The organism is Pseudomonas sp. GW822-FHT01E03 (assembly GCF_058802985.1).
The window spans coordinates 465,172-490,058 of sequence record NZ_JBXAOQ010000001.1; the positions used below are offsets into that span (position 1 = coordinate 465,172).

Sequence of the window (24,887 nt, forward strand, 5' to 3'; positions counted from 1 at the left end):
TACCCTTCACACTCACGCCTGATCCATAGCCTCTTCTACCACGCCCTTATCCTCCCCCAGGAACCCGCCGCTTTGATGCTGCCAAAGCCGCGCATAGACGCCATTCTTCCCGAGCAATTCGGTGTGGGTGCCCTGTTCGATGATGCGTCCGTCATCCATGACGATGAGCCGATCCATGGCTGCAATCGTGGACAGCCGATGGGCGATGGCGATCACAGTCTTGCCCTGCATCATTTCATCGAGGCTTTCCTGAATGGCCACTTCGACTTCCGAGTCCAGCGCGCTGGTGGCCTCGTCAAGAAGCAGGATCGGGGCGTTCTTGAGCATCACCCGGGCAATCGCGACGCGTTGGCGCTGGCCGCCCGACAGCTTGATGCCGCGCTCCCCCACAAGGGTGTCGTAGCCGGTATGGCCTTGCCGGTCGCTCAATTGGCTTATGAATTCATCGGCCTGGGCATTGGCCGCGGCGCTGCGGATTTGCGCGTCGGTCGCATCGGGACGGCCGTAGGCGATGTTGTCGCGAATGGAACGGTGCAGCAGAGAGGTATCCTGCGTGACCATACCGATGCAGCCGCGCAGGCTGTCTTGCGTCACTTGTGCGATGTTTTGGCCGTCGATGCGAATCTCCCCGCTGTCGACGTCATAGAAACGCAGCAGCAAGTTGATAAGCGTGGATTTGCCGGCGCCAGAGCGGCCAACCAAGCCGATTTTTTCGCCCGGGCGGATGCTCAGGCTCAGGCCATCGAGCACCTGGCGTTCACCATTGTAATTGAAGCTCACCTTATCGAAGGTTACCGCGCCGCCGGAGGTCACCAGCACGCCGGCACCCGGCGCGTCCTGCACCTTGGTGCCCTGGGTCAGCGTTGCCATGCCATCCTGCACGGTGCCGATGCTCTCGAACAGCGAGGTCATTTGCCACATGATCCAGTTCGACATGCCATTGATACGCAACGCCATGGCGGTGATTGCCGCCACGGCACCTGCGCCGACCTCACCCTGGTGCCATAGCCACAGGGCATAACCACCCGCTGCCATGATCAACGCCACCACCAATGCCTGGTTGACGATTTCGAACTGGCTTACCAGGCGCATCTGGCGAAAGCCGGTGTGCTTGAAGTCCTCCATTGCTGCGCGCGCGAAGTGCGCTTCACGATTGGAGTGGGAGAACAGCTTCACCGTAGTGATGTTCGTGTAGGCGTCCGAGATACGCCCGGTCATCATCGACCGCGCATTAGCCTGTTCCTGCCCGACTTTCCCCAGACGGGGCACGAAGTACAGCATGGCCAGGCCGAACAACACGACCCAGGCAACGAAAGGCAGCATCAGTTTCAGAGCGAAGCCACCGGCCAGTGCGATGATCGCAATGAAATACACCCCGATCCCGGGTGCGATCTCGATAAGGGTGAATAGCACGTCGCGCACCGCCAGCGCAGTCTGCATCACCTTGGTAGTGACTCGGCCGGAAAACTCATCGGAAAAAAACGAAAGGCTTTGTCGCAGCATCAGGCGATGGAAGTCCCAACGCAGCCGCAACGGCAAGTTAATCGCCAATATCTGGTGCTGCACCATGGTGCGCAATGCCACCAGCCCGACACTGGTCACCATTACGATGCCCATGCCCCACAACACGCGACTTTCCTGCGCAGCCGCTTCACCGCCTGCCTGCCAGGTCGAGAGCAGGTCCACGACCTGCCCGAGGAAGGAAAACAGCCAGGCTTCGTAAATCGACACACCGGCACTTAGTAGCGCAAGTGCAAGGATGTAACCGCGGGCGCCCCGCGTACAGGCCCACAGAAAGCGAGCCAGGCCATCGGGTGGCGGTGGTACCTCGTCAGGAGGAAAGGGGTCGAGCCTTCGTTCAAACGCACGAAGCATGGTGTTCTCCAAAACGATCAAGTTGAGGAGATTCTGCCATTGAACGGTTGCTTTGAGGGTTTTGCGAAGTTGAGGTGTGGCGCTGTTGGCAGGTCGCTCCCAGGATTGGGTTGCCGGGTGCGGGCTATCAAACGTTGCCAGAGACCCGGTCGGCAGGGATAAATCGGCCGGTATCGAAGGGAACTGGCCAAGACCGGACGTTCATCCAAGGACCGCTTTCGGCCGACTCGGTTGAAAACAGTCGACCATGGTTTCCGCAGCAGAAAACAACCGGGCCTCGCGCTCAGGACAATTCAATGGGACCAAACATATTCTGCAGGTGACGTGACGAACTGGATCAAAACTCGGGTTGAAGCTATACCGAAAGGGTTCAGAGTGGGGATGGACCACACGCTCGATTAGCGACTGAGGAGAACTTCGCGGTGTCGAATCAGCTGGTCATACGCAACATGACCCGTCCCGAGCTGGACGAGCTCGTCGATTGGGCTGCCCGTGAGGGTTGGAATCCCGGTCTTCACGATGCCGAGCTGTTCTGGGCGACGGACCCTGCCGCCTTCATCGCGGCGTCCCGGGGCGGCGAATTGATCGGCGGCGGTGCCATCACCTCCTACGATGGCGAATTCGGTTTCATGGGCTTTTTCATCGTCCGGCCTGAGTATCGCGGTCAAGGTCTGGGCAATACCCTCTGGCACGCACGCCGCGAGCGACTCCTCGCCCGCCTGCGCCCAGGCGCGAGCATCGGCATGGACGGCGTCTTCGCGATGCAGGACTACTACGCCAAGGGCGGTTTCGTCTTCTCCCATCGCAACATGCGTTTTCGTGCCGAGATCACCGAACGCCTGGCGACCTCGCAAGTAGACGACCAAGACATCGTCCCGCTGGCCACTTTCCCGCTCGATCAGGTTGTCGATTACGACCGCACCTGCTTCCCCGCCGCGCGCGCAACCTTCCTGAGCGGATGGATAGCCCAAGCCGATGCACTCGCCGTGGGTTGCCGACGCGAGGGCAGGCTAAGCGGCTATGGCGTAATCAGGCGCTGCCGGGAAGGCTGCAAGATCGGCCCCTTGTTCGCCGATGACGGCCTGGCAGCCAATGCCCTCTACGCGCGCCTGGCGGAATTTGCGCAGGGTGGCCCGCTGTTTCTCGATGTCCCGCAGAACAACCCCGCCGCGATGGCGCTCGTGCACCAACAGGGCATGATCGAAGTTTTCGGCTGCGCACGCATGTACCTCGGCCCTCCTCCGGCGATCGCGCACGAACGTGTGTTCGGCGTCACGACTTTCGAGCTGGGCTGATGTCCGCTCGCGACCTCATCGGTTATGGCGGCTGCCCACCCCACCCGCGCTGGCCCGGTGAGGCGCGCGTCGCGGTCCAGTTCGTACTCAACATCGAAGAGGGCGCGGAGTCATGCATCCTCAATGGCGATGCACAGTCGGAGGCCTGGCTTCACGAGCTACCGGGCCGTCCGCCGCGTGTGGGGGAACCGGACTTGAGCGTAGAGGGCATGTACGAATACGGATCGCGCGCAGGTGTGTGGCGCATTCTGGAGCTGTTCAACGCCCGAGGCCTGCCGCTGACCGCTTTCGCCGTCGGCCGAGCACTGGAACTCACCCCGGCGATTGGCCATGCGCTCTGCGCTGCCGGACATGAGATTGCCGGGCATGGCTACCGTTGGCTGGACTATCGCGACATGCCTGAAGACCAGGAGCGGCGCCATATCCGCCTCACCCTCGACGTGATCGAGCAGATCTGCGGTAAACGCCCCACAGGTTGGTACACAGGAAGGGTCAGCCAGAACACCCGCCGCCTGTTGCGTGAGGAAGGTGGGTTTCTCTATAGCTCGGACGCTTACAACGATGACCTGCCCTATTGGCTCCCGGGCTCGCCCGCCCACCTGGTGATCCCTTACACGCTGGTCAACAACGACGCCCGCTATCTGCTGGCGAATGGTTTCGCCTGCGGTGAAGACTTCTTCCGGCTGCTCAAGGATGCTTTCGACCTGCTGTGGCAGGAGGGCGCGCACCACCCGAAGATGATGAGCGTCGGCCTGCATGGGCGGATCAGTGGCCATCCTGGTCGTGCGATGGCGCTGGCGCGTTTTCTGGATTACGTGCAAGGCCACGACGCAGTGTGGATCTGTAGGCGCGAAGAGATTGCCAGGCACTGGATTGCCCAATTCCCCGCCTGAGTGATAAGTGGCTCGGGACGGCCTGAGCCACGCTCAATGATGCGGCAATATGTTTCGACCCCCAGTACGCGACCGTGCTGGCTACAAACAAATCGGGTGGGCGCGCTATGCGGTTCAACACCTCAATCCGCTAATCCACAATGAACAACTTCGCTGCGGTGGTGGCGGGATCCACCGGCTGAATCCAGAAGAGATGACTGCTCATGCGAGCTTTATGGTGCCGCCCTGGATATCGTCGCGCGCCATCCGCAAGTCATTGGCATCGCGGTTGAGCTGGTGAATCATGTTGAGCAACCGCTGACGAAGCACCTCGTCCTGGAGCTGTTCTGCTGCGCGCATCACATCAAGCGCCGCTACCTCATTATTGGTTGCGACGGAGTCGAGCAGTTTGCGCATGCTTCTTGATGGCCGATTCATCTCCAACCCCCCAGGTTTCAGTGACGCGAATCATAAGGCTGGAATGTTTCGCCAGTGTTTCAGCTGCACGAACGGGTTCTGAATCGCCGACTCCGGCTGAGTCGACGCTAGCCGAATCCATCAGTGATGAAGCTAAGCGGCCCGCTCCAGGGCATCCAGCAAGCCAACAAACTCCAGCGAAAGCCTGTGGCGAGGAGCCAAATGGACGAGAGGGACTGAAACTTCGTGAGATTCACGCATCTTGACGGAGCTGCTCAGGTAAACCGGTAGCAGAGGTAAACCCTCTGCCAACAGCTCATCAATGAGACTTTGGTGCATGCCAGTGCGCTCAGTGAACTGGTTAACCACCACCCCTTCCACTTCCAGTGATTCGTTGTGATCACAACGTAGATCTTCTACCTGCGCAAGAACGCGATACAGCGCCTGACGAGAAAAGCTGTCGCAATCGAACGGAATCAGTATTCGATCGGCAGCCACCAGTGCACTGAATGTGTAGAAATTCAGCGACGCAGGTGTGTCGATATAGATGCGTTCATAATCCCCGGACAGCTCAACCAATAACTTGCGTAGCTTGTTGATCTTGAACTTGCTCTCAAGTTTTGCCTGAATGTCTGAGAGTTCAGGGCTGGCAGCCACCAGGTGAAGGTTGTCGTAAAGGGTCTCGGTTATGGCCACTCGATTCCTTCTGCCTTCGAAGCCGCTGGACAGTGTCTGTTTGAAGAAATCGGCTATGCCTGCGGGAATGCGCTCGTTGAGTAGTCCCGTGAGGTAGTGAGTCGAGTTTGCCTGGGGATCGAGGTCAACCAGCAGCGTTCGGTAACCTTCGGCAGCACTTACAGCGGCAAGATTGCAGGCAATGCTGGATTTTCCAACACCACCTTTCTGATTGAATACGACACGACGCATCGGGCTTGCTCATCCATGAAAGTGGCCTAAGGCCAACTGAAGGAAAATCTAAGTAGTCATTTCAATTCTATGACCGCAACATTACAGTTTTACGACAGCCCGTCCATCAGGCCAGCTTCAATCACTCGGAGTGCTGATGCACATCAATGACTAATCAGTACAAGGGGGACCGTTAAGCAACTTGCGCAGATACTTCGCCGATGCAGGGCACAAATGCTTGAATTGAACTGTCTGGGTGATAGCCGCAGGCGCCTCGTCCCTGCCAAGCAGTTCGTATCCATTGGCAGAGAAAAAACCGGCAGCGCCTTGAGTCAACAGGTGCAATCGGACTGCGCCTTGAGAGACCGCATAGCGTTCCAGTTCAGACAACACCGCTTTACCCAGCCCCTCTCCACGATGCGTCTCACAAACGACTATTGAGCGAAGCAACAGATCGGAACCCGCACCCTCGAGCCCCCCATAAGCCACCCACTCCCCATCCACTTCGAACCGGTAAAACTGTCGATCTGGTTCACTGACATCACTGAAGGGCAGCCCTGCCTGGCTTAATGACTTACACAGATGTTCCAGATCACTCGGCCCTACTTTTCTTGCCTGCATTGCCGCCCCCCCTTGCTTCTGACTCACTGAGTTTCACGGTAGTAATTACTGGTGTCGACAAGATCACTGCAACGCAAGAGAGCGGTTAATGGCATGCTGACCTTGGTCTGTGATTGAGCACTCTCAAGATCGGTACCCATTTCTCATCCAAGGTCAATAGGACGCAGGGTCGGCAGGAGGCATGCAATGGAACTGAAGTTCAGTCACATCGATGTATTGGTCAAGAATCTCGACGAAGCCTGTGCTTACTACGTACAGATACTGAACGCCAAGATCTCCAAAACGCTCGTCTGGGAGCGAGGTGGTCTGCACGTGCGCTACGCGATTGCGCTGATCGGTCAAGAGCGTTTCATGTTAGTACAGCCGTTGGCCGGGAACCTGAGGGAGCTATTGGACTCCTCGGGTGAAGGGATGATTTATCGCCACTGCTATTCGACGCCGGACATCGAGAAGGCCTATGACGAACTGATGGTCGCCGGTGTTCAGCCAGAAGACGAAAACGGAAAGCCATTGGCCCGCGCCAACCTGCAATCCCCGTCCGGGACACGCATTATCTGGTTGCCCAAGCGCTTCGGGCACTTCTCTATCGAAATCCTGGAAGAAAAGGCGCTAGAGGCATTTGTAGAAGCTGCATTTGCCTGAGTGATGCGGCGATAAACGTCTGCTTGCTGTGGATTCAACGGTCATACCCATTTTTCGCATGCCCGAGAAGCACCTCCAAAACAGCACTGACAGACAGGGGAGCTACTTTTTCAACAGAACCGGTCAGAAGCAGCCTCCCCCCATAAAATCCTGAAATAAACAGAAGATGTGCCGCGCCGATCACAATGGTAGCGGTCTGTCTTGAATGACCCGCTTCATGACCAGGGTCGAGGTGAGCCGTTGCACATTAGGCAATGTCGAGAGGCTCTCATCGTAAAGCCTTTGAAAGGCGGGCAAGTCCTGGGCAATGACGTGCAGCAGGTAGTCCGGCTCCCCAAACAACCTTTGGGCATCGACCACCTGAGGTATTTCAATGAGCGCCGCCTCGAACGCCTCGACGGCTTGCCGGTCACCCTCGCGGAGCGTGGCAAATACCATTGCGGAAAAATTCAGGCCCAGTGCACCGGGATCAAGCTGCGCACGGTAGCCCAGCAATACACCGGAGTCCTCCAGTGCCCGCACTCGCCGATGACAGGGTGAAAGGCTCAAGCCGACGCGTTCAGCAAGTTCAGTGACCGAAAGACGGCCATCCTTTTGCAGCTCGGCAAGAATCTTCCGGTCAGTTCTGTCCACGTAGAATAATCTCCCTCACTGCGACGAAAATACGACCACCTTTGAAAGTTAATTCTAACAACATTTCATTAATCTTCCCCCATCCATTAACAGCCGTACTCCTCTTCAGGAAACAAGAGGGGCGGCCTATGAGAGGCGGGATGATGAATAACGCGATGATTGATGAACGGGCGTGGGTGACGCCATGACCTTCAATGTCTTTGTTGCCTTCTGGGCGGTGTCGTTTCTGTTCGTCGTTACGCCCGGAGCGGATTGGGCCTACGCGATATCCGCTGGCCTGAAGCATCGCGTCGTCATACCGGCTGTGGGCGGACTGCTATCCGGCCACCTGATTGCCACATTGGTAGTAGCCGCTGGTGTCGGCACCCTGGTCGCCAACCATCCTGGGGTCATGTCAGTGCTGACGGTCGCCGGGGCGGGTTACCTGCTTTGGTTGGGCATCAACATGCTCACCCGTCCCTCCACACCCCACACCGATGAAGTTCAGGCGTCAGGCTCATGGTTGCGCTGGGCGCTCAAGGGGCTTTGCGTCAGCGGCTTGAATCCGAAAGTGTTCCTGCTGTTCCTGGCGCTCTTGCCCCAGTTTGCCGATGCCACTGCCCCCTGGCCTGTACCGACGCAGATGATTGTGCTCGGGCTCGTCCACACCGTCAGTTGTGGCGTTATTTATCTCCTGGTCGGTTTTGGCTCACAGGTTGTTCTAAAGGCACGCCCAGCCGCCGCTCAGTGGGTCAGTCGTTTCTCCGGAGCGATCATGATCATCATCGCCGTGACGCTGTTTACCGAACAGATGCCGGCTTGATTGCCTCATCAGGACAGGTCGTCGCTCTCATCCAGAGGTGATGATTGATGTGCGCATTCTCGTAGCCAGTTCATGAAAACCAGCAGTCGCTTAGGGATAGTGCCGAGCGACGGGTGAACCAGATAGTAATCGTAGTGGCCTGAGCGGCTGAATTCAGCGAGCGGCAGGACGAGCTCGCCGCGATCAACCCGCTTCTGCACAAGCTGCTGACGGCCAATCGCAATGCCGGCGTGGTTCATGGCTGCGGTCACACATAAATCAGAGCGATCGAAGGTCAAGCTACGTTTGGGAAGTGCCGCGAGCATGTTGTGTTGCTCTGCCCAAAGCGTCCACTCGGCATCATAGGCCGCATGATCCCACGCCAGGGAGTCATGCAAGATTGTGCAGTTCCTTAAGTTGTCCGGGTTCTCCTCCAGGCGATGGCGTCGCGCATACTCGGGACTACACACCGGGGCCAGCCGCTCGCGCATCAACCGATGGCTCGTCAACCCGGGAAACTCGCCATTGGCGTAGTACAGGGCCAAGTCGATTTTACGGGTTCGAAAGTCGACATTGTCATTGCCTACCCGCAGGTCCAATGACACCAAGGGATATCGCTCGATAAAATCCGCCAGCCTGGGAACCAGCCAGCATTGGGCAATGGAAGGCCTGACATAGAGCGCGATCGAGCCGGCAATTTCCGCCTGTGTCGATTGCTCGAGTGCCTCGGACAATTCTCCCATCGCATTCTGGAGTATTTCGAAGATACGCTCGCCTTCGTCGGTCAGGCTGACCTGCCGGGTCAGGCGCTGGAACAGCTTCATGGATAAGGCGGTTTCCAGACGACTTATACGGTGGCTCACGGCGCTTGCGGTCAAACACAGCTCCTCTGCCGCACGGGCGAAGCTCAGATGACGAGCGGCAACCAAAAAGGTGTGAAGGTTCGCGAACTGGCTGCTGTTGAGCCTGGAGCTGATACGTGGAGGAAGGTTGAGCACGACAGTTTTCCCTCAAACCCAAAAGCCGCCTTGCGTTGTACGCATTTCCAGCGGGCAAACGTAACGGATGTGGCAAGACGTTGATCTTGCCACATCCGGTTCAGGCTTAAATCAGCGAGAACTCTGTCGAGTCCAGGCAATTCGGGTCCATTCAGACCAGATTAACCTTTGGCGAGCAATTCACGGCCCTTGGCCAGATAAGCTTCCATCTCGTCGCAAGGCACCATATTGCCGCCCGTTGCCCAAACCAGATGGGTGGCTTGCACCATGGCCTGACGGTCCAGGCGCGCGCGCGCCAGGTAGCCCTGCTGGTCGGCCTGGACTCTGGCAATGCCGGGCACGCCGGCGAGCGCGGATGGCTCGAGGCGCACACCTTCGCTGCGCTCCATCAGTGCCAGCAAACTGTACATTTCCTCGTCGCTGACCGTGTAGAAACCATCAAGCAAGCGCTGCATGGCCTTGCCGACAAAACCTGAAGCGCGTCCGACGGCCAGGCCGTCCGCAGCCGTCACGTTGTCAATGCCGAAGTCTTGCACGCTCACTTCGTCGTGCAGGCCGGTATAGACGCCCAGCATCATGCATGGCGAGTGTGTGGGCTCGGCGAAGATGCAATGGACAGCGTCGCCAAAGGCTAGCTTCAGGCCGAAGGCCACGCCGCCAGGCGCGCCACCCACCCCACAGGGCAGATAAACAAACAATGGATGTTGCGCATCCACGGTGATGTCAGCCGCTGCCAATTGCTTTTTCAGGCGCTCGGCAGCCACCGAGTAGCCCAGGAACAGGTTGACCGAGTTTTCATCGTCCACAAAATGGCAGGCTGGATCTGACTCCGCTTGTTGACGGCCTTGCGAGACGGCCACGCTGTAATCGGAGGAGTACTCAATAACGGTAACGCCGTGTGAACGTAACTTGTCTTTCTTCCATTGCCGCGCATCCGCCGACATATGCACGGTCACCTGGAAACCCAATGCCGCCCCCATGATGCCGATGGACATGCCAAGGTTGCCGGTCGAGCCAACGGCTATTTTGTATTGGCCGAAAAAGGCACGCGCCTTATCGCTGTCCAGCACCGCGTAGTCGTCATCAAGCGTCAGCAGATTCGCGGCCAACGCCAGGTCTTCGGCATGCTTGAGCACTTCATAGATGCCACCGCGCGCCTTGATGGAGCCCGAAATCGGCAGATGGCTGTCCCGCTTGAGCCACAGCGCCCCTTGCAACGCCTGACCGTAGCGCTCGCCGAGCAATTGCTGCAGGTGTGGTACGGGCAGAATGTCCGATTCGATAATGCCGCCACTGCACTCCGTCTCCGGAAACGCGCGCCGCAGGTAAGAAGCAAAACGCGTCAGTCGCGCGCTGGCATCGGCGACGTCTGCGGCCGTCAACCCCACATCGCCAATCGATTCCGCGACCGGCGCCACGGCAGGGTTGAACCAAGTGGTTTCTTGCAGCGCGACCAGATCGCGAATCAAAGGATAACTGGCGTACCAGCTTTCAAGTGTCTTGCCCAAAATCATGGCGTGATCCCTTTAAACAATCAGGCGGAAAATACGGGTTGAATCAAACGAATTGCGACAGCAGCAGGGTCAGCCCCAGCGCGATCAATGAAGCCAGTACGGTGGCCGAGGTGAATTTCTTCAACGCTTCGGCGAGTGAGACACCCAGGTACTCCTTGACCACCCAGAAGGCAGAGTCCGTCACATGGGTCCAGCCAATGGCGCCGGCACCGATGGCAATGCAGATAATTTCCTTACTCACGGTGGGATGAGCGCTCAGCATCGGCATCACCATGCCGGCGGCGCTGATCATTGCCACCGTTGCTGAACCGACGGCGAAGTGCATCAGCCCTGCCACCAACCACGCCAGGACGATGGGATTCATGTTCAATTGCGTCAACGAGCCGGACAGCGCGTTACCCACGCCGCTGTCGACCAGGATGCCGTTGAATGCCCCACCGGCACCGATGATCAGCAGAATGCTGGCCAGCGGAGGAAAGCTCTTCTGAGTGTGCGCGAGCAAGTCAGGCATTGATAAGCCGCGGCGCAAACCCAGCGCCCAGTAAGCGAACACCACAGCAATGGACAGTGCTATCAGCGGCGTCCCCAGGAACGAAACGATGCTGAAGAGCCCGGAGTCATGGGGCAGTCCGGCCGCAAAACTTTTGCCGACCATCAGCAGCAGTGGCAGCAGGATGGTCAGCAGTGTCAAGCCAAGGCCTGGCAAGTCCCGGGTCGCGCTGTCAACGCAATGTTCGTCCAGAAAAGCTTCTTGAGTGTCAGGCGCTTCACTCTTGCAGACCAGCTTGATCCACAGCGGCCCGGCAATGATGGCGGTAGGCAGCGCGATAATGAGGCCATACACAATAACCTTGCCGACATCGGCGCCCAGCAGCCCGGTGATGGCCATCGCGGCGGGGTGCGGGGGCAACATGCAATGAACTGCCATCAGCGACACGGCCAAGGGCACGCCCAGGTACAAAAGGTTGATCCGGGTCTCTTTGGCGACCACATAGATCAGGGGAATCAGCAGAACGAATCCAACCTCGAAGAACACCGGGATGCCCGCGATAAACCCTACTAGCATCATGGCCCATGAGGCACGCTCTTTACCCAGGGTGCTCAATAGCGTCTGGGCAATGCGCTCCGCGCCACCGGATTCTTCCAGCATCTTGCCGAGTATGCCGCCAAGGCCAATGATCGTTGCCAGGAATCCGAGTGTTCCACCGACACCTTTTTCATAGGAAGAGGCCATTTGCGCCAGTGGCATGCCGGAACCGATGCCCACCACAAAGCTCGCTGCGGTCAAGGCCAGGAATGCGTGGACACGCACTTTGACGATTAGAAAAACGATCAGAATGATGGCGGAAAACAACACCACCAATAGAGTGGGACCACTGTGCATACAATCTCCTGAAAGAGCTTTTATTGTTGAAACAAGTGATCTTGGTCACTCAGCTTTTCGGCATTAGAGAGCGCAACACAGGGACCTGACAAAGGATGGATTTTCAAGGGATGGATGACATGAGGTCATCTATGGTGAGTGCATGGCGTGAAGTGATGAAAGTTCCAGCCATATCTACAAGGGACTGGAGGCTATCAAAGCCTGGAAGCAAGCCTCGCAGGCCAAATGAACCTGAGCGCGCGGCCAATGAGTTTTTTTATCATGTCAAGGAGCGCAAAATGAGCTGTCTGGCGTTCGAATGATGTGTCGCAGTCGGCTGGCGTGTAGACATCTCGGGCACCATGGGTAAGGACTTTCTCGAGTACGATGAGCGCGCGCTTGCTGTCGACTGCAGGGGCCGGAGGAGGCGTTTTGAAACCATTCGCGCTCAGACCAGGCGCCTCGACTCTCAACATGTTCCTGCAAGGGGGCTTGCCGCGCCGTGATGCTGTGCCGCAAACGTTAACGGAAAAAGCGGTCATCCCTGGCATTCCCAATGCTCGCTATTGGTTGGACCACGACCTGACTCTGTTCATTCAGGATGCAACTGAGGGCAACAAACGCGAGAGCGAGGCTCTCGCCAAGGCAGGGAAACCGAACAACATCCTGCCGCTGGCAAATATGCTGGCAGTTTCGGGAGGCGGTGACGCAGGCACATTCGCAGCAGGACTCATTACGGGGTGGACCACGCATGGGACTCGCCCCATGTTCAAGGTCGTCACGGGCATTAGCGCGGGCGCCCTGGTCGCCCCGTTCGCTTACCTGGGATCCGAGTACGACGAAGTCATTCGGTATATCGCCAACGCCATCGGTCCAAAAGACGTTTTTCATTCGCGAAACGTGCTGACCCGTCTTGCCAGCGACGGTATAGCGGACAGCAAGCCACTGTCGCGGCTCATCACAAAGTACATCACCGCGGAAATTCTTGCGGCGATTGCATCGGAATACGCCAAAGGGCGAATCCTGCTGATCGGCACAACCGACCTTGACTCAGGGCGGCCAGTCACTTGGAACATGGGCACTATTGCCGCAAGCGAAGCACCGGGAGCGCTCGACCTCTTCCGCAACATCATGATCGCGTCGATGAGTATTCCCGGCGCCGTCTCACCCGTCATGATCGATGTAGACGTTGACGGCAAACAGTTTCAGGAAATGCACGTGGACGGTGGGGTAATCACTCAGGTGTTCCTTTACCCACCTGGCACAAAGATGGCGCTGAACAGAGCCACTGGAGCACCTTTGCGACTCGAACGGCATTTCTATGTCATTCGTAATGGGACACTGGAGCCGCAGTGGTCCGGGACGAAACGCCGTACATTGAGCATCGGCGGTCGAGCCATCAGTGCATTGATTCAAACTCAGGGGATCAGCGACCTGGAGCGAATTTACCGTATGGCGCAGCAGGATGGAGCGGATTTCAATCTTGCGTACATTGGCTCCGACTTTTACTTTCCGCGCAATAAGAAATTCGATGGCGAGTACATGAAGCGTTTATTCGATTACGCCTTTCAACTCGGCGCGAAGGGCTATCCGTGGCATAAATCACCGCCCTCGGAAAACTCTGAACTACGAAACACCCGCTGAACGATTAAGCCAATCTGTTGCGTCGACCGGTTGAATCCACAGCCAATGGCCAGAAACCAAATCTCCACCTGGCAGCGCGAATGCCCCTACCGCCGATCTATTCCTTATAGACCCCGACCTTCACATTACAGCCCGCCTTCGTGACCTTTGAATAACAAGGGAGTCGACCGGCATTTTCTCAGGGGCCGAGTGGGATGCAAGGTGATTGACCATGGCTTGAAATACTCGTATAGCTCATGTCAGGCCACAGAGGTTTGTTCTATGATCACGATTGGCTTTGTTTTGCCGCACGGCTTCCAAATCATGGGATTGGCAGCAGTTTCCGCGTTCGAACTCGCTAACGGCACGGCGAATGAGCCGTTGTATGGCATCCGACTCCTCTCGGAGAGCGGTGGCGCTGTTCCCAACTCGTTTGGTGCCCCTGTTGAAACGAGTCCGCTGTCGAGCAGCAAGGTTGATACGCTGATCGTCACTGGCTCGATGCATCCGGCACCCTCTCCGTCTGACTTGATAACGCAACTGCGTAAGGCATCCGAGTCCACACGGCGCACTGCATCGGTCTGCACGGGGGCCTTTATACTTGGTGAAGCAGGATTGCTCGATGGTCGACGAGTCACCACGCACTGGTTTCATGCGCGCGATCTTCAGAAACAGTTTCCGAAAGCACATGTAGAGGACGATCGAATTTTCATCATCGACGGACCTATCTGGACCTCCGCCGGGATGAGCGCCAGCATAGACTTGGCGCTTGGCATGATCGAGAAGGATTTTGGCCCGGAACTGTCCCGTAGGGTTGCCCAAGACTTGGTCGTCTATCATCGACGTGCCGGCGGACAGTCTCAGCACTCGGCGCTGTTGGAGTTAGACGCCAAGTCCGATCGCATCCAACGTGCATTGGCACACGCCCGCCAGAACCTGCGCGCCCCACTTACAGTAGAAGAACTGGCAATGGCAGCCCATCTGAGCCCAAGGCAGTTCAGTCGAGCGTTTCGAGCCGAAACCGGACAATCGCCCGCCAAAGCAGTCCAACACCTTCGTTTAGAGGCAGCGAGGGTAATGGTAGAGCAAAGCCGTCATTCAATAGACGAAGTCGCCTCCGAAACCGGTTTTATCGATACAGAGCGAATGCGCCGAGCATTCTTGCGTGCATTCGGGCAGCCCCCGCAGGTTCTGCGACGCAATGCGCGATTGGCGGAAGTTTAGGAATGCTGATCACTATGGGATTGAATTGAATTTTGCGACCCGGACCAGTTAAGTCCGGGCCATGACTAGACGTATCTCCGTTAACCACGGTTACACAATTGATACATGCCCTATCGTTCAGACGGAGCGCGCTACCGCTCCTACTGCCGCCTCCACGCGACGAGCAAGTTCAAGGAGCTTTCGGTCGTCACCATTCTTGCCGTCTATTTCCAGACCGATAGGAAGTCCGTTGCTGGACATTCCCATCGGAATACTAATGCCCGGCAACCCTGCGATGCTCCCAGCGACGGTATGCCTCGCGAGAGCCAGGTCGTCGACCTCCTGCCCTGCGATGGTGAACTTCGTCTGTTGCTCAATCGTTGGTGCAGGACAGGGTGTAGTTGGCATGATGAGCGCCTGAGCCCCACTGCTGGAAAATGCCATGTTAAATCGGCGCTGGATTTCCGGACGATCATGATCAAGCGCGGTTTGATATGTCTCATGGGAAATGAATCCAGCGCCACTCGGCAATACAAGATGGCCCCAAGCATCTTTCAAGCCAGGCTTCAATTCATTGTAAATATCTTCAAATGAGCTCGGTATCCGATTCTTGCGAAGGAAGCCTGCGACCGACTCCATCGTCTCATGGAAGAAAATACTCCACGTCGACCTTTCGGTCATGGCGAAAAAATCTTCACCAAGGTCTACTTCGACAACTTCCGCACCAGCGTCACACAGCCGACGAATCGTCTCTTTGAAGTGCTCCTCAACTTCATGATTGATACGCTCAAGATGTTGCCGAGGAGCATAGGCTAGCCGGATTCCTCTAAGACCCGTCCAGTCACCATGAACGGTAGATGTGGCCTTCGTGACGACCTGGTCGATCAGTGCGCAATCCTCGACGGTGCGCGCGAATACACCCGCTGTATCGAGCGTATGGGAGATGGGAGCAATCCCATCACCAGACCACCGCCCCGGGCTGGGCTTGAACCCCACTACACCACAGAACGACGCTGGCACGCGGATAGAACCCACGGTGTCACCGCCGAGAGCCGCGGGCACGATCTGAGCGCCTACCGATGCTCCCGCGCCACTCGAAGAGCCTCCGGTCACGTGTTCAGGATTGTGCGGATTTTTCGCCTGGCCGAAGTGGCTGTTATGTCCGGTCAAACCATATGACATTTCCACAAGATTGTTCTTGCCGAACACTATGCCCCCGGCATCCTTGATCGCTCTAACGACCTCTGCATCTCGAGCTGGCACAAAGTTCTCCAAACTGCGGATGCCGAGTGTTGTCCGTAAACCTTGCGTTAGATAACTGTCCTTGACCGCAACCGGAACGCCCAACAACGGGGCGGTAGAACCAGTAGCGCGAGCGGTATCACAGGCTCTCGCCGCGGCAAGTACTGCGGCTTCGTCGATCGTGATAAAGGCGCCCAGGTCAGAGAAAGTGTGAGCTCGCCGAAGTAGCGCCGCAGTATAGGATTCTGACGAAATGTCGCCTCTACGTATGGCGGCAGCCGCAGCAGCAACACCAAGTTCGCTGAACCTGTCAGGTGATATTCCAGTGTCATCGCCCTTAAGCATATAAACCTCACGGTAGGTTGGGTTGAGACGAGGGATGCTCCCGTCATGACTTGAATCTACCCACACCGCGCAAAGTCCGAAATGTCGAATATACCTCGTTTAGGGACATTGCCCGTCCGCCAATGGATCAGAGCGACCTAACGAAGATCCACATCGCGTTGAGATAAGGTCAACATCGTCGGCAGAAACATAAAAAAACGCCCCCGCGTAAAGCGGAGGCGCATGACGATGAAGTGAATGGTTCACTCCTTGGTAGAGAACAGACCATTGGGCAGTTCCTTGCCGTTCTCGTTATAGGCCGCCTTGACGCTCAGGTACGACTCCATTTCATCAATGTAGCCGTCTGTGTTGGTGTCCTTCTTCGCGAATACGGCTTGCCCCTTCGGCTCAACCACGAGGAACTCGGCGCGCGAGATTCGCGCATCATCATCAGTATCGATCGCGTTGAAGATCGCATCACCGCACTGGCCCTCACCGCACTTCCCTTCGGTGGTCTTTGCCTGTGTCTTGGTCTCCGTGCCACCGCACTTACCTTCACCACACTTCCCTTCAGCTCCGGTGTGCGACGCGGCAAGCATGTAGCCTTGCGGCAATTGTTGTACGGCAAAAGCCGATCCACTCAGAACGATCCCGGCCAGCGCGACACTCATCAGACCAATACTCTTGTTACGGATGGTTTTATCAGACATTACATTTTCTCCAGGTGGGGTGCGGCGAAGCCGCTGGGTAGCACTGCGAAATGCAGTAGCAAGTCAAGATTTGGAAAGCGGCATGTGAACGGAGCCAGGTCTGCGGGAAAAAACCAGCAGGATCGCTGCGATGCCCGCCAACGTTCCTCCCACCCACGGCAACAATAGCGAAACCGTCACCCCCAACGTCAGGAGCACAAGCCCCCAAACGCTCGGACCAGCAGAGCTCTTACTTGCTGAGTCTCGGAGGACTTCGATGAGATGATCGAGGCTTAGTCGACCGGATCCGTTGAGGATGAGAGGCAAAAGCATCACCAGGTAGATCAACGGCAGCTTGTAGTTGCCGTAGCCATCGTTGCTGATTGCGTAGCCTTGCCACAGCTCGCTCAAGCTCGACCAATCTGACGGCCAGTGAATGGTGTAGGTGGCCACTATTGTCAGCACCCACAGTGACAATGCGACAAAACGGGTGCCCAAGCCGAGCAGCAAAGCGAAGCTGCCGACCAGTTCGAACCAGGTTGCCATGGTCCAATTCGTACTCGAGCTCAGCAAAGAGAAGGGCATCGGGAACTTGTCGCCAAGGTCGGCGAACCAGTTCGCCCCTTGCAGCTTCTCAAGTCCGGATTCGAAGAATTCCCATGCGAGCAAAATGCGGAGCCCAAAGGGCGCCAACCAAAGCCCGACAACATCTATACGGGATGTCAGCGACTGCTCGACTTGTTGGTTTCGGTTCGACATCTGGTTTTCCTCGGGCAACGTGTGCCCTATTTCGAAGGGCCGGTCGCGCCGATACCCACATTGTTGACGAGCACGGTGATGCAGGAATCGGTTTGAAGTACGCGCTCAACACGGGCCAGATCGTCAGCGCCAGTGAGATCAGCTGCGATAGTCTCAACTGAGCGGCTAGTGCACGTGGTAATCGCCCGCACCAGTTCGCGAAGCTTTTCGACGCGGTGCGCAACCAGGATCAGATCGTAGCCAGCACGGGGAAGCCGGTCAGCGTAAACAGCGCCAATACCAGAAGATGCGCCAGTTGCCAGCGCAGTACCTTGGTGGATGCGGGTGTTCATGGCAGTTTCCTTTAACCGGCGGGGTACCGGGTTCAGGAACAAATCTACGCCAACAGGCTTTTGACCTAAATGACGCAGATACCTCCTTTTGCGCCGTAACGTTAGCGAAGCTCACGTCTTTGAGTCTGCCCGTTCGGGCTCGGAATGAAGCTCGCACCCGCAAGCTGAGCTATCCCGCGCCAGACGCTGGCGCGCTGGGTGATTCGGTGCGGTGAACAGCTACTGCCCCTGTTCAACCTCATTCGAGATGAGTTGCTGGATTAGAAGTAGCTTGTTTCTACGGACAAAAAAATTGTCGAACAGCAAGCGGCCTGACTGATCTGACCGGTTTCTGCCGGCTCTCACCGGCAGCTATTGGCTGAAGCGCACTTCCGCTACACGAGCTATGGCTCAAGCCTTTTTCTCCGATCGCCTTCTATCAAACTCGTCTCGAATGTCTGTCCAGTGCCGGGGCCTACGCCGAATCAAGAGTGCAATCTCGATTTCGGTTCCCCGCGAACAACATAGCCAACTCATTCGCGCCCATGAGCAGGGCTGTTGCTTGCATGGCAAATCATTCCGTCCTCCAGCGAGACGTCGGCGAAAGGCTCACCCTACTCCCTCGATCGGCGTGACACACATAAACAATTTTGTGCCATTATGCTTGGCGCACAATTTGATTTTTGTGCCATAACCACCACTGGCGTCACAGAGCCCAACCCCGGGCTGAACCTTCGTCAGTAGCCTTTCCCCAATGACATCACTCCCAAGGAGGCGTCATGAGCAGTGCATTGCTTGGTCCGATCAGTCAGATCGGTTATCTGGTCGAGAGCCTGGAACAAAGCATGGAACGCTGGCGACAGCATCTCGGTGTCGGGCCCTGGACGCTCTTTCGCAACGTCAGCCTCCAAGGCAAGTATCGAGGTGAGCCGGTCACTGTCACGATCGATGTCGGGCTTGCGTATCAAGGGGATATCCAGATCGAGCTGATCCAGGTGACCAACGATGCGAAGTCGCCCTATCGCGATGCTGAAGGTCAGCCAATCCGGGGGATGCACCATGTCGCCTGGGTCGTCGATGATTTCGACCAGACGCTGGCGCGATTGACCGCGACCGGTTTGCAGATGGTTTTTAAAGCCAGCAACCCGACGACCCGCGTGGCCTATCTGGAAAACCATTCGGAGCCTGGAGTGCTTTACGAAATCATCCATGGGATTGGAATGCGCGAGTTGATCCAGCAGGGCATTGAAGCCGCCAGGCACTGGGATGGCACGGATCCGGTTCACATTATTGATGTGGGGGCGTAAGGGACAGCATGTCGAAACGACTTGAAGGTAAAGCGGCATTGGTGCTGGGTGTGGCACCTGGCAACGTCGGCGAAGCCGTGGCTCGACGTTATGTCGAACAAGGGGCGCGCGTGCTGGTTTCAGGGCGCCGCGCCGATGCAGTGGCGGCGGTTGCACAGTCACTCGGGGTGCCTTGGCTGGCGTGCGATATCACCTCGCAGGCCGAGGTCGACGATCTGGTGGCGCAGAGCAAGCAGTGCCTGAACGGCCTGGACATCGGCGTCAATGCCACGGGCTGGGGGCTCTTGAAGCCGTTCCTGGAACACAGCCGCGAAGACCTGGAGAAAATGAACGCGGTGCAATTCACCGGCCCGTTCCAGTACTTTCAGGCACTGCTGCGTCATATGCCGACGGGGGGATCAATCATCCAGATCTCGTCGGTCACGGCCAGCATCATGTTCGACAACCACGCCGCGTACATGGGCACCAAGGCCGGCATCGACCACGTCATCCGTTGCATCGCTCACGAATTCGGTCAGCACGGGATCCGGGCCAACTCCATTGCCCCCGGTGGTGTTGCCGATGCGCCGATGTCGGGTGGCGGGCTGCTGAACCCGTCTATCGCTGCCCTCTATCACCGCGAAATCCCCCTCGGGCGCAGTGGTGTTTCCGCCGACGTGGCCGATGCGGCACTCTGGCTGGCCAGCAACGAGTCCAGCTTCGTGACCGGTCAGGTCATTCATGTCAGCGGCGGACAGACGCTTCGACGCAATCCCTCTATTTCCGAGATCTATGCGGCGGCCACTGCACCCGCAGGCCCGGCCCGGCACCTCTGATAAACAGCACGGCCGGCATTGCCGGCCGTGCGACGGTTCAGGGCTTGATGATGACTTTGGCCGACCGCTGTGGGTCAGCCGCCGTTTTATAAGCCTGCGTAACGTCATCGAGCGAGAAACGGTGGCTGATCATGGACTCCGGATCGAATGCGCCGGATGCCAGCAGTTCCAGTGCCTGCGCGAACTCCGTGGGATAACACAGGGTGCCGATCAGTTCGAGTTCCTTGACCTGCAGGATCGAGAAGTCAAAAGCCTGCGGTTGCTTGTAGACACTTGCCACGGTGATGCGGGCGGCATCCCGGGCCCTAGCGATGGCCTCGTGCAGCACGCCGCTCACCCCTGAACACTCAAAGATCACCTGGGTCGCGGGCGCTTGCGTCCCCAGGAAAGTCGGCACGCTGCCATGGGCCCGTGCGAGTTCGCTCCACAGGTCGTCTCGTGTCGGATCGAGCGTCAGATTCGCCCCCAGCCCGGCAGCAATCTCCAGGCGCCCGGCAGACAGGTCAGCCACAGCGATCTGGCTGATGCCCCGGGCCTTCAGGCACGCGACGATTCCCAGGCCAATGGCCCCGGCGCCAAGGACCAGCACGGACTCACCGGCCGTCACCCGTGAGCGATTGACCGCGTGCAAGGCCACCGCCAGCGGTTCGACGAGGGCGGCCACCTCCAGGGGAAGGTTCGCGGGCAGTTGATGCAGAATCGGGCCGCTGTTTACGTTGCGCACCCGGACCAGGTTCGCCAGCGCCCCCTCATCGCTGCCCACGCCGATCATCGCGCCGTTGGCCATGGGATTGACCACGACCCGCATGCCGGGCCGGTAGTGGACGACCGCCGTGCCCACCTCGCGGATGACCCCGGAGAACTCATGCCCCAATGGCATCGGTGCCCCATCGCGGCGAATGCCCCCGCTCTCATAGAAGCCCAGGTCACTCCCGCAAACACCGCACGCGGCGACTTCGACCAGCACATCTGTCTCACCCGGGGATGGTAAAGGGACTTCGTCCACCCGCAGGTCTCGAGGGCCGTGGAGTCGTACCTGTTTCATCACATGGTTCATTGTTGAGTCCTGTTGGTGGCTGACGCCGATTCGGCGGCGATGTGATCGGCGGCGATGAAGGCGAAGGTCATCGCCGGGCCAATGGTCGAACCGGGGCCGGGATAGGTCTTGCCCATCAGCGCAGCCGAGGTGTTGCCCACCGCATAGCAGCCGGCAATGGCCGAGCCGTCCGGGCGCAGCACGCGCGCGCAGGCGTCGGTGCGCAGTCCGCCTTTGGTACCCAGCTCGCCCGGATCGATGCGCAAGGCATAGAACGGCGCGCGATCGATCGGGCCAAGGCAGGGGTTGGGTTTGCAGGTGGTGTCACCGTAGTAGCGGTCGAACAGGTTGCCACCCTTGCCGAACTGCGGATCAACGCCAGCGGCGGCGTATTGGTTCATCTGCACGAGGGTGGCTTCGAGCCCGGCGACGTCGACGCCGATCTTGGTTGCCAGCTCGGCCGGTGTTTCGGCGCGGTAGATCACATTGTCGAGCCAGCCGGCGGGGATCTTGCTGTCCGGCTGCACACTGCCCGGCAGCAACACACCGCAGGGATAGCGCTTGCGGTACTCGGCATCGAATACCAGCCAGGCCGGTGCATTGGCCTGGGTGCGTTGATGGTCGGCATACATCGCATAGATGATGTCCGTGTAGGGCGCGGCTTCATTGACGAAGCGCTGGCCCAGTCGATTGACCATCACGCAACGGGGCGCCGCACGCTCAACGAACAGGGCGCGCTGGCTCGACTCCCCTGGCACCTTCACTGTCGGAGCGCCCCAGGTGTGTTCCATCAGCGCCACCGCACCGCCGGCCTCCTGCCCGGCGCGAATGCCGTCGCCATGGTTGATCGGCGGCGCCGCCGTCCATTGGGCCTGTGTGGGCCGGGGCAGATACAGTTCGCGCATCGCCTGGTTCGACTCGAAACCGCCGCAGGCAAGCACCACACCGTGCCGCGCCCGCAGGCGTTGAATGCGACCCTCGCGCAGCACATCGATGCCAACCACCCGGCCCTCATCCAGTTGCAATGATTGCATCGAGGTTTGCAGCCACAAGGGAATGCCCCGCTCGGCCAAGGCTGCGCGCAGGCTCGCCACCAAGGCGTTACCTAGGGTCAGGCGGCGATCTCGCCGGCTGCGGCGACGCCAGCGAAAATCACTCAGGTAGCGCAACGCCAGCCCGGCGGTCAGCAGCAACCAGCCGCGCTCCTTGGCAAGGATGGTGTGGGCCTCGACCTGGGTCATGGCGATACGCCCGCCAATCAGGGTCGCCGGCGAAGCTGCCCGCAACAGCTCGAAGTGTTCACCCAGGCGTGCCCCGTCGAACGGGGCCGGCTCCATGGTGCGGTAGCCGGGCTTGCCACCTTTACGGTCCGGGTAGTAGTCGGGGTAGCGCGGCACCGCGCGAAAATTCGTGCGCGCCTGACGTGCCAGGTACTCAACCATTTTCGGACCATTGTCGAGATAGGCGTCGATGCGCTGCTGATCAAAATCTTCGCCAACCACCTCGCGCAGATAGCTGATCGCTTCGTCGTATGAATCGCTGCCCCCCAGTGCGGCAATCTGGTCGTTACACGGAATCCAGATCCCTCCCCCGGATACCGCCGTGGTACCGCCATAGACATCGCTCTTTTCAATCGCGAGTACCGACAAGCCGTTGTCGTGCGCTCGCAGTGCTGCAGTCAAGGCGCCGGCGCCCGAACCGACAATCACCACATCAAACTCATCGTCCCGGTTCGAGTCCTGCTGATTACTGGTCATGGCTATGCCTCCTTTTAAATGGCCGACCCTATGTCACACTTATTATTATCTGCGCCAGAGATTGGCACGAAATGGCTTTTTGTGCCATGCCATGTGAAAATCGGGCTCAATTGCTTTTCCCAAGGGCCGGGCACGAATGCCCGCCCCGCCCCCCGAGCGTGTGAAGGTGCAAATGAGTCGACAATTACGCTGGGGTGATGCCAGCAGGATGGAAAACGCCAGTGATGGCCGGTCGCTGATCCTGCGTGCCGCCCTCGATGCGATGATTGCCGAGGGCGCCGAAGGTTTCTCGATCGATGACGTGGCCCGCGGTGCCAACATCTCGCGACGCACCCTGTACCGGTATTTTGGTTCCAAGAAGGAGCTGATTCAGGCTGTCGTCAGTGCAGAGAACGCTGCCTTTTTTGAGGAAATGCAACGCTCCCTGAATGAGTTCGAAGATGACTTCGAGGCCTATCTCACAGAGTGCGTGTGTTTCTCCGTACGCTACCTGGATCGTCATAACGGCGGCTTCCACCACAGCTATCTGACGAAGAACTCAACCTTGGAGGTGTTCACCTACATCCTCGAAAACATCGCACCGATGTGGCGTGATTTGCTGGAAGAGCCCTATCGTCGTTATGTCGAACGCAACAACAGGTCTGTCGCGTCGCTTGAGAACATCATCGCGCTGATCAGTCGAATCGGGCTCGCGTACTGTCTTGTTCCTGCCGATGAACATGCAATTCGTGAGCAACTGGCAATGCTTCAGCCGACACTTGTTTGCAGGACTCTTGAGTAAGAGATTAATCCGGTTTTCTGGCCGAAAATTCAGCGAGTCCTGATTGTCTCGATGAAAAAATTCGTGACAGGCAACTATCAGCTGTCACTCAAACACCGTCACCCTCACCCACTGCCCTATCGATTAACTTAGTCTAAAGAGTTCGCCGATCCGCCTTAGCCGGCGCCGATACTTCTTCCAAAGGCCCACGAATTTTTCAGTAACCGGAGTCACCTACATGGACGTCATCAATCAGTTGCAGCCCGAAGAGTGTGCAGGAATGGAGGATATTCGACGTGAAATCGATGCCCTTGATCAGGTTGTTATCAAACTGTTGGGCAAGCGTTTTCACTACGTACTGGCTGCCTCGAAGTACAAGACCTCAGTGACTTCGGTGCGTGCTCCGGAGCGTTTCAAGGCCATGTTGGCGACAAGACGCGAGTGGGCCGAGGCTGAGGGACTGAGCCCGGATGCAATCGAGAGGATGTACAGTGACCTGGTGAACCACTTCATTGCAGAAGAGATGAAACACTGGGCGGCTCATCAATCCAACACCGGACTCTAGTGTCCGGACTGTCCGCCATGGGGGGACAGGAATGGGGTACCTTGTTGACCCAGTTACTCACCGCTCAGGGAGAGCGCCATGTCTGTAGAAATCCAACTTTCTGAAAATGCTACTGAAGCAGAGCGGCTGGGAATTTTGACCCCGTTGCTGGCCCATAACCAGGTCAACGGTGGAGACGACGCACATGAAACATTTGCTCTGTTGCTACGAGACCCAGACAGTAACGAAGTCATTGGCGGACTGTACGGCAAGGTCTCTTATCGATGGCTGCTCATCGATCTTGTCAGCGTTCCCGAGTCGATGCGTGGCCAGGGTATCGGAGAACGGCTAATGCGCATGGCTGAAGAAGTCGCGCAGAAAAAGCACTGTATTGGTATCTGGCTGGAGACTTTCAGCTTTCAGGCACCCGGGTTTTATCGAAAACTTGGTTACTCCGAATTCGGACGCCTGGCAGATTATCCACCGGGGCATACCCGGTTCTATTACCAGAAGTCGTTGTGCTGATCGCGTTTTGGATCTTGGGCCGATAGCTGCGCACCGTAGCAGGCAGCAATCGGCCAAAAGCAGACGGTCAGACCC

Annotated in this window: 23 protein-coding genes and 3 pseudogenes; 12 read left to right on the top strand and 14 right to left on the bottom strand. The window is 57.8% G+C overall.

The window, feature by feature from the left end; genetic code table 11:
• Positions 1–12: 12 nt before the first annotated feature.
• Positions 13–1,875: an ABC transporter ATP-binding protein gene (locus AC1RP7_RS02000; protein WP_090454898.1), complete on the bottom strand. Its 1,863-nt coding sequence runs from the start codon at positions 1,873–1,875 to the stop codon at positions 13–15.
• 422 nt (positions 1,876–2,297) lie between these two features.
• Between AC1RP7_RS02000 and AC1RP7_RS02005 the strand changes: the two genes are divergently transcribed.
• On the top strand, positions 2,298–3,170 hold the full coding sequence (locus AC1RP7_RS02005) for a GNAT family N-acetyltransferase (protein ID WP_493182357.1): 873 nt from the start codon (positions 2,298–2,300) through the stop codon (positions 3,168–3,170).
• Positions 3,170–4,063 carry an allantoinase PuuE gene (gene puuE / locus AC1RP7_RS02010; RefSeq protein ID WP_154862268.1) on the top strand — a complete coding sequence of 298 codons (894 nt, stop codon included), beginning with the start codon at positions 3,170–3,172 and terminating at the stop codon, positions 4,061–4,063. The genes AC1RP7_RS02005 and puuE overlap by 1 nt, the downstream gene beginning before the upstream one ends.
• 201 nt (positions 4,064–4,264) lie before the next feature.
• Here puuE and AC1RP7_RS02015 read toward each other — a convergent pair whose 3' ends face one another.
• From AC1RP7_RS02015 to arsN2, 3 genes are all read right to left on the bottom strand, one after another.
• On the bottom strand, positions 4,265–4,480 hold the full coding sequence (locus AC1RP7_RS02015) for a hypothetical protein (protein ID WP_057715303.1): 216 nt from the start codon (positions 4,478–4,480) through the stop codon (positions 4,265–4,267).
• Between the two features lie 132 nt (positions 4,481–4,612).
• Entirely contained in the window at positions 4,613–5,386 is a 774-nt protein-coding gene (locus tag AC1RP7_RS02020; protein ID WP_340315778.1) for a ParA family protein, read from the bottom strand.
• A gap of 150 nt (positions 5,387–5,536) precedes the next feature.
• Positions 5,537–5,986: an arsenic resistance N-acetyltransferase ArsN2 gene (arsN2, locus tag AC1RP7_RS02025; protein ID WP_493182359.1), complete on the bottom strand. Its 450-nt coding sequence runs from the start codon at positions 5,984–5,986 to the stop codon at positions 5,537–5,539.
• A gap of 186 nt (positions 5,987–6,172) precedes the next feature.
• Here arsN2 and AC1RP7_RS02030 point away from each other — a divergent pair, with 186 nt between their 5' ends.
• Positions 6,173–6,628, top strand: coding sequence for a VOC family protein (locus AC1RP7_RS02030; protein WP_349736163.1), 456 nt, complete (start codon positions 6,173–6,175; stop codon positions 6,626–6,628).
• A 180-nt stretch (positions 6,629–6,808) separates the two neighbouring features.
• Here AC1RP7_RS02030 and AC1RP7_RS02035 read toward each other — a convergent pair whose 3' ends face one another.
• A complete protein-coding gene (locus AC1RP7_RS02035; RefSeq protein ID WP_090457843.1) occupies positions 6,809–7,261 on the bottom strand; it encodes an Lrp/AsnC family transcriptional regulator in 453 nt (150 codons plus the stop codon).
• Between the two features lie 184 nt (positions 7,262–7,445).
• Between AC1RP7_RS02035 and AC1RP7_RS02040 the strand changes: the two genes are divergently transcribed.
• Positions 7,446–8,063: a LysE family translocator gene (locus AC1RP7_RS02040; protein ID WP_493182360.1), complete on the top strand. Its 618-nt coding sequence runs from the start codon at positions 7,446–7,448 to the stop codon at positions 8,061–8,063.
• Positions 8,064–8,071: 8 nt separating this feature from the next.
• Here the strand turns inward: AC1RP7_RS02040 and dsdC are convergent, their stop codons facing one another.
• The 3 genes from dsdC to AC1RP7_RS02055 all read right to left on the bottom strand — a co-directional run bounded on the left by dsdC (position 8,072) and on the right by AC1RP7_RS02055 (position 11,938).
• Positions 8,072–9,040 (bottom strand): DNA-binding transcriptional regulator DsdC, encoded by a 969-nt coding sequence (dsdC, locus tag AC1RP7_RS02045; RefSeq protein WP_223504323.1) that lies wholly within the window; start codon positions 9,038–9,040, stop codon positions 8,072–8,074.
• A 161-nt stretch (positions 9,041–9,201) separates the two neighbouring features.
• Positions 9,202–10,554 (bottom strand): D-serine ammonia-lyase, encoded by a 1,353-nt coding sequence (dsdA, locus tag AC1RP7_RS02050; RefSeq protein WP_493182362.1) that lies wholly within the window; start codon positions 10,552–10,554, stop codon positions 9,202–9,204.
• 43 nt (positions 10,555–10,597) lie between these two features.
• Positions 10,598–11,938 (bottom strand): GntT/GntP/DsdX family permease, encoded by a 1,341-nt coding sequence (locus AC1RP7_RS02055; RefSeq protein WP_057715308.1) that lies wholly within the window; start codon positions 11,936–11,938, stop codon positions 10,598–10,600.
• Positions 11,939–12,598: 660 nt separating this feature from the next.
• On the opposite strand from AC1RP7_RS02055, the pseudogene AC1RP7_RS02060 reads away from it, so the two are divergent.
• From AC1RP7_RS02060 to AC1RP7_RS02070, 3 genes and pseudogenes are all read left to right on the top strand, one after another.
• Positions 12,599–13,141: pseudogene (locus tag AC1RP7_RS02060) on the top strand (patatin-like phospholipase family protein); the annotation flags it as partial.
• Positions 13,142–13,463: 322 nt separating this feature from the next.
• A pseudogene (locus AC1RP7_RS02065) lies at positions 13,464–13,595 on the top strand (IS30 family transposase); the annotation flags it as partial.
• 227 nt (positions 13,596–13,822) lie between these two features.
• Positions 13,823–14,764, top strand: a complete 942-nt coding sequence (locus AC1RP7_RS02070; RefSeq protein ID WP_057715310.1) for a GlxA family transcriptional regulator — start codon at positions 13,823–13,825, stop codon at positions 14,762–14,764.
• 117 nt (positions 14,765–14,881) lie between these two features.
• Here AC1RP7_RS02070 and AC1RP7_RS02075 read toward each other — a convergent pair whose 3' ends face one another.
• From AC1RP7_RS02075 to AC1RP7_RS02090, 4 genes and pseudogenes are all read right to left on the bottom strand, one after another.
• A complete protein-coding gene (locus AC1RP7_RS02075) occupies positions 14,882–16,330 on the bottom strand; it encodes an amidase family protein (protein ID WP_150813973.1) in 1,449 nt (482 codons plus the stop codon).
• A 242-nt stretch (positions 16,331–16,572) separates the two neighbouring features.
• Entirely contained in the window at positions 16,573–17,019 is a 447-nt protein-coding gene (locus AC1RP7_RS02080) for an HvfA family oxazolone/thioamide-modified RiPP metallophore (protein WP_057715312.1), read from the bottom strand.
• 255 nt (positions 17,020–17,274) lie between these two features.
• Positions 17,275–17,757, bottom strand: a pseudogene (locus AC1RP7_RS02085) (HvfX family Cu-binding RiPP maturation protein); the annotation flags it as partial.
• A gap of 26 nt (positions 17,758–17,783) precedes the next feature.
• Complete coding sequence (locus tag AC1RP7_RS02090; protein WP_492588114.1) at positions 17,784–18,089, bottom strand: SDR family NAD(P)-dependent oxidoreductase; 306 nt, start codon at positions 18,087–18,089, stop codon at positions 17,784–17,786.
• Positions 18,090–18,847: 758 nt separating this feature from the next.
• Between AC1RP7_RS02090 and AC1RP7_RS02095 the strand changes: the two genes are divergently transcribed.
• Entirely contained in the window at positions 18,848–19,375 is a 528-nt protein-coding gene (locus AC1RP7_RS02095; RefSeq protein ID WP_492625240.1) for a VOC family protein, read from the top strand.
• An 8-nt stretch (positions 19,376–19,383) separates the two neighbouring features.
• Positions 19,384–20,190: an SDR family oxidoreductase gene (locus tag AC1RP7_RS02100; protein ID WP_090454869.1), complete on the top strand. Its 807-nt coding sequence runs from the start codon at positions 19,384–19,386 to the stop codon at positions 20,188–20,190.
• 37 nt (positions 20,191–20,227) lie between these two features.
• On the opposite strand, the gene AC1RP7_RS02105 is transcribed toward AC1RP7_RS02100, so the two are convergent.
• On the bottom strand, positions 20,228–21,247 hold the full coding sequence (locus tag AC1RP7_RS02105) for a zinc-dependent alcohol dehydrogenase (protein ID WP_492625239.1): 1,020 nt from the start codon (positions 21,245–21,247) through the stop codon (positions 20,228–20,230).
• Positions 21,244–22,983: an FAD-binding protein gene (locus AC1RP7_RS02110; protein ID WP_492625238.1), complete on the bottom strand. Its 1,740-nt coding sequence runs from the start codon at positions 22,981–22,983 to the stop codon at positions 21,244–21,246. The genes AC1RP7_RS02105 and AC1RP7_RS02110 overlap by 4 nt, the downstream gene beginning before the upstream one ends.
• A gap of 172 nt (positions 22,984–23,155) precedes the next feature.
• On the opposite strand from AC1RP7_RS02110, the gene AC1RP7_RS02115 reads away from it, so the two are divergent.
• From AC1RP7_RS02115 to AC1RP7_RS02125, 3 genes are all read left to right on the top strand, one after another.
• Positions 23,156–23,764 carry a TetR/AcrR family transcriptional regulator gene (locus AC1RP7_RS02115; protein ID WP_492625237.1) on the top strand — a complete coding sequence of 203 codons (609 nt, stop codon included), beginning with the start codon at positions 23,156–23,158 and terminating at the stop codon, positions 23,762–23,764.
• A gap of 217 nt (positions 23,765–23,981) precedes the next feature.
• Positions 23,982–24,308 carry an isochorismate lyase gene (locus AC1RP7_RS02120; protein WP_090454865.1) on the top strand — a complete coding sequence of 109 codons (327 nt, stop codon included), beginning with the start codon at positions 23,982–23,984 and terminating at the stop codon, positions 24,306–24,308.
• Between the two features lie 78 nt (positions 24,309–24,386).
• Positions 24,387–24,812, top strand: coding sequence for a GNAT family N-acetyltransferase (locus AC1RP7_RS02125; protein ID WP_057715321.1), 426 nt, complete (start codon positions 24,387–24,389; stop codon positions 24,810–24,812).
• Positions 24,813–24,887 lie beyond the last annotated feature (75 nt).

Bases quoted from the DNA above. Each gene is read 5' to 3' on its own strand.
- AC1RP7_RS02015 (WP_057715303.1), bottom strand. From the start codon at position 4,480: ATGAATCGGCCATCAAGAAGCATGCGCAAACTGCTCGACTCCGTCGCA.
- puuE (WP_154862268.1), top strand. From the start codon at position 3,170: ATGTCCGCTCGCGACCTCATCGGTTATGGCGGCTGCCCACCCCACCCG.
- AC1RP7_RS02095 (WP_492625240.1), top strand. From the start codon at position 18,848: ATGAGCAGTGCATTGCTTGGTCCGATCAGTCAGATCGGTTATCTGGTC.
- AC1RP7_RS02090 (WP_492588114.1), bottom strand. From the start codon at position 18,089: ATGAACACCCGCATCCACCAAGGTACTGCGCTGGCAACTGGCGCATCT.
- AC1RP7_RS02120 (WP_090454865.1), top strand. From the start codon at position 23,982: ATGGACGTCATCAATCAGTTGCAGCCCGAAGAGTGTGCAGGAATGGAG.
- AC1RP7_RS02030 (WP_349736163.1), top strand. From the start codon at position 6,173: ATGGAACTGAAGTTCAGTCACATCGATGTATTGGTCAAGAATCTCGAC.
- AC1RP7_RS02105 (WP_492625239.1), bottom strand. From the start codon at position 21,247: ATGAACCATGTGATGAAACAGGTACGACTCCACGGCCCTCGAGACCTG.
- AC1RP7_RS02055 (WP_057715308.1), bottom strand. From the start codon at position 11,938: ATGCACAGTGGTCCCACTCTATTGGTGGTGTTGTTTTCCGCCATCATT.
- arsN2 (WP_493182359.1), bottom strand. From the start codon at position 5,986: ATGCAGGCAAGAAAAGTAGGGCCGAGTGATCTGGAACATCTGTGTAAG.
- AC1RP7_RS02000 (WP_090454898.1), bottom strand. From the start codon at position 1,875: ATGCTTCGTGCGTTTGAACGAAGGCTCGACCCCTTTCCTCCTGACGAG.
- AC1RP7_RS02075 (WP_150813973.1), bottom strand. From the start codon at position 16,330: ATGCTTAAGGGCGATGACACTGGAATATCACCTGACAGGTTCAGCGAA.
- AC1RP7_RS02100 (WP_090454869.1), top strand. From the start codon at position 19,384: ATGTCGAAACGACTTGAAGGTAAAGCGGCATTGGTGCTGGGTGTGGCA.
- AC1RP7_RS02040 (WP_493182360.1), top strand. From the start codon at position 7,446: ATGACCTTCAATGTCTTTGTTGCCTTCTGGGCGGTGTCGTTTCTGTTC.
- AC1RP7_RS02020 (WP_340315778.1), bottom strand. From the start codon at position 5,386: ATGCGTCGTGTCGTATTCAATCAGAAAGGTGGTGTTGGAAAATCCAGC.
- AC1RP7_RS02125 (WP_057715321.1), top strand. From the start codon at position 24,387: ATGTCTGTAGAAATCCAACTTTCTGAAAATGCTACTGAAGCAGAGCGG.
- dsdA (WP_493182362.1), bottom strand. From the start codon at position 10,554: ATGATTTTGGGCAAGACACTTGAAAGCTGGTACGCCAGTTATCCTTTG.
- AC1RP7_RS02115 (WP_492625237.1), top strand. From the start codon at position 23,156: ATGAGTCGACAATTACGCTGGGGTGATGCCAGCAGGATGGAAAACGCC.
- AC1RP7_RS02110 (WP_492625238.1), bottom strand. From the start codon at position 22,983: ATGACCAGTAATCAGCAGGACTCGAACCGGGACGATGAGTTTGATGTG.
- AC1RP7_RS02080 (WP_057715312.1), bottom strand. From the start codon at position 17,019: ATGTCTGATAAAACCATCCGTAACAAGAGTATTGGTCTGATGAGTGTC.
- AC1RP7_RS02070 (WP_057715310.1), top strand. From the start codon at position 13,823: ATGATCACGATTGGCTTTGTTTTGCCGCACGGCTTCCAAATCATGGGA.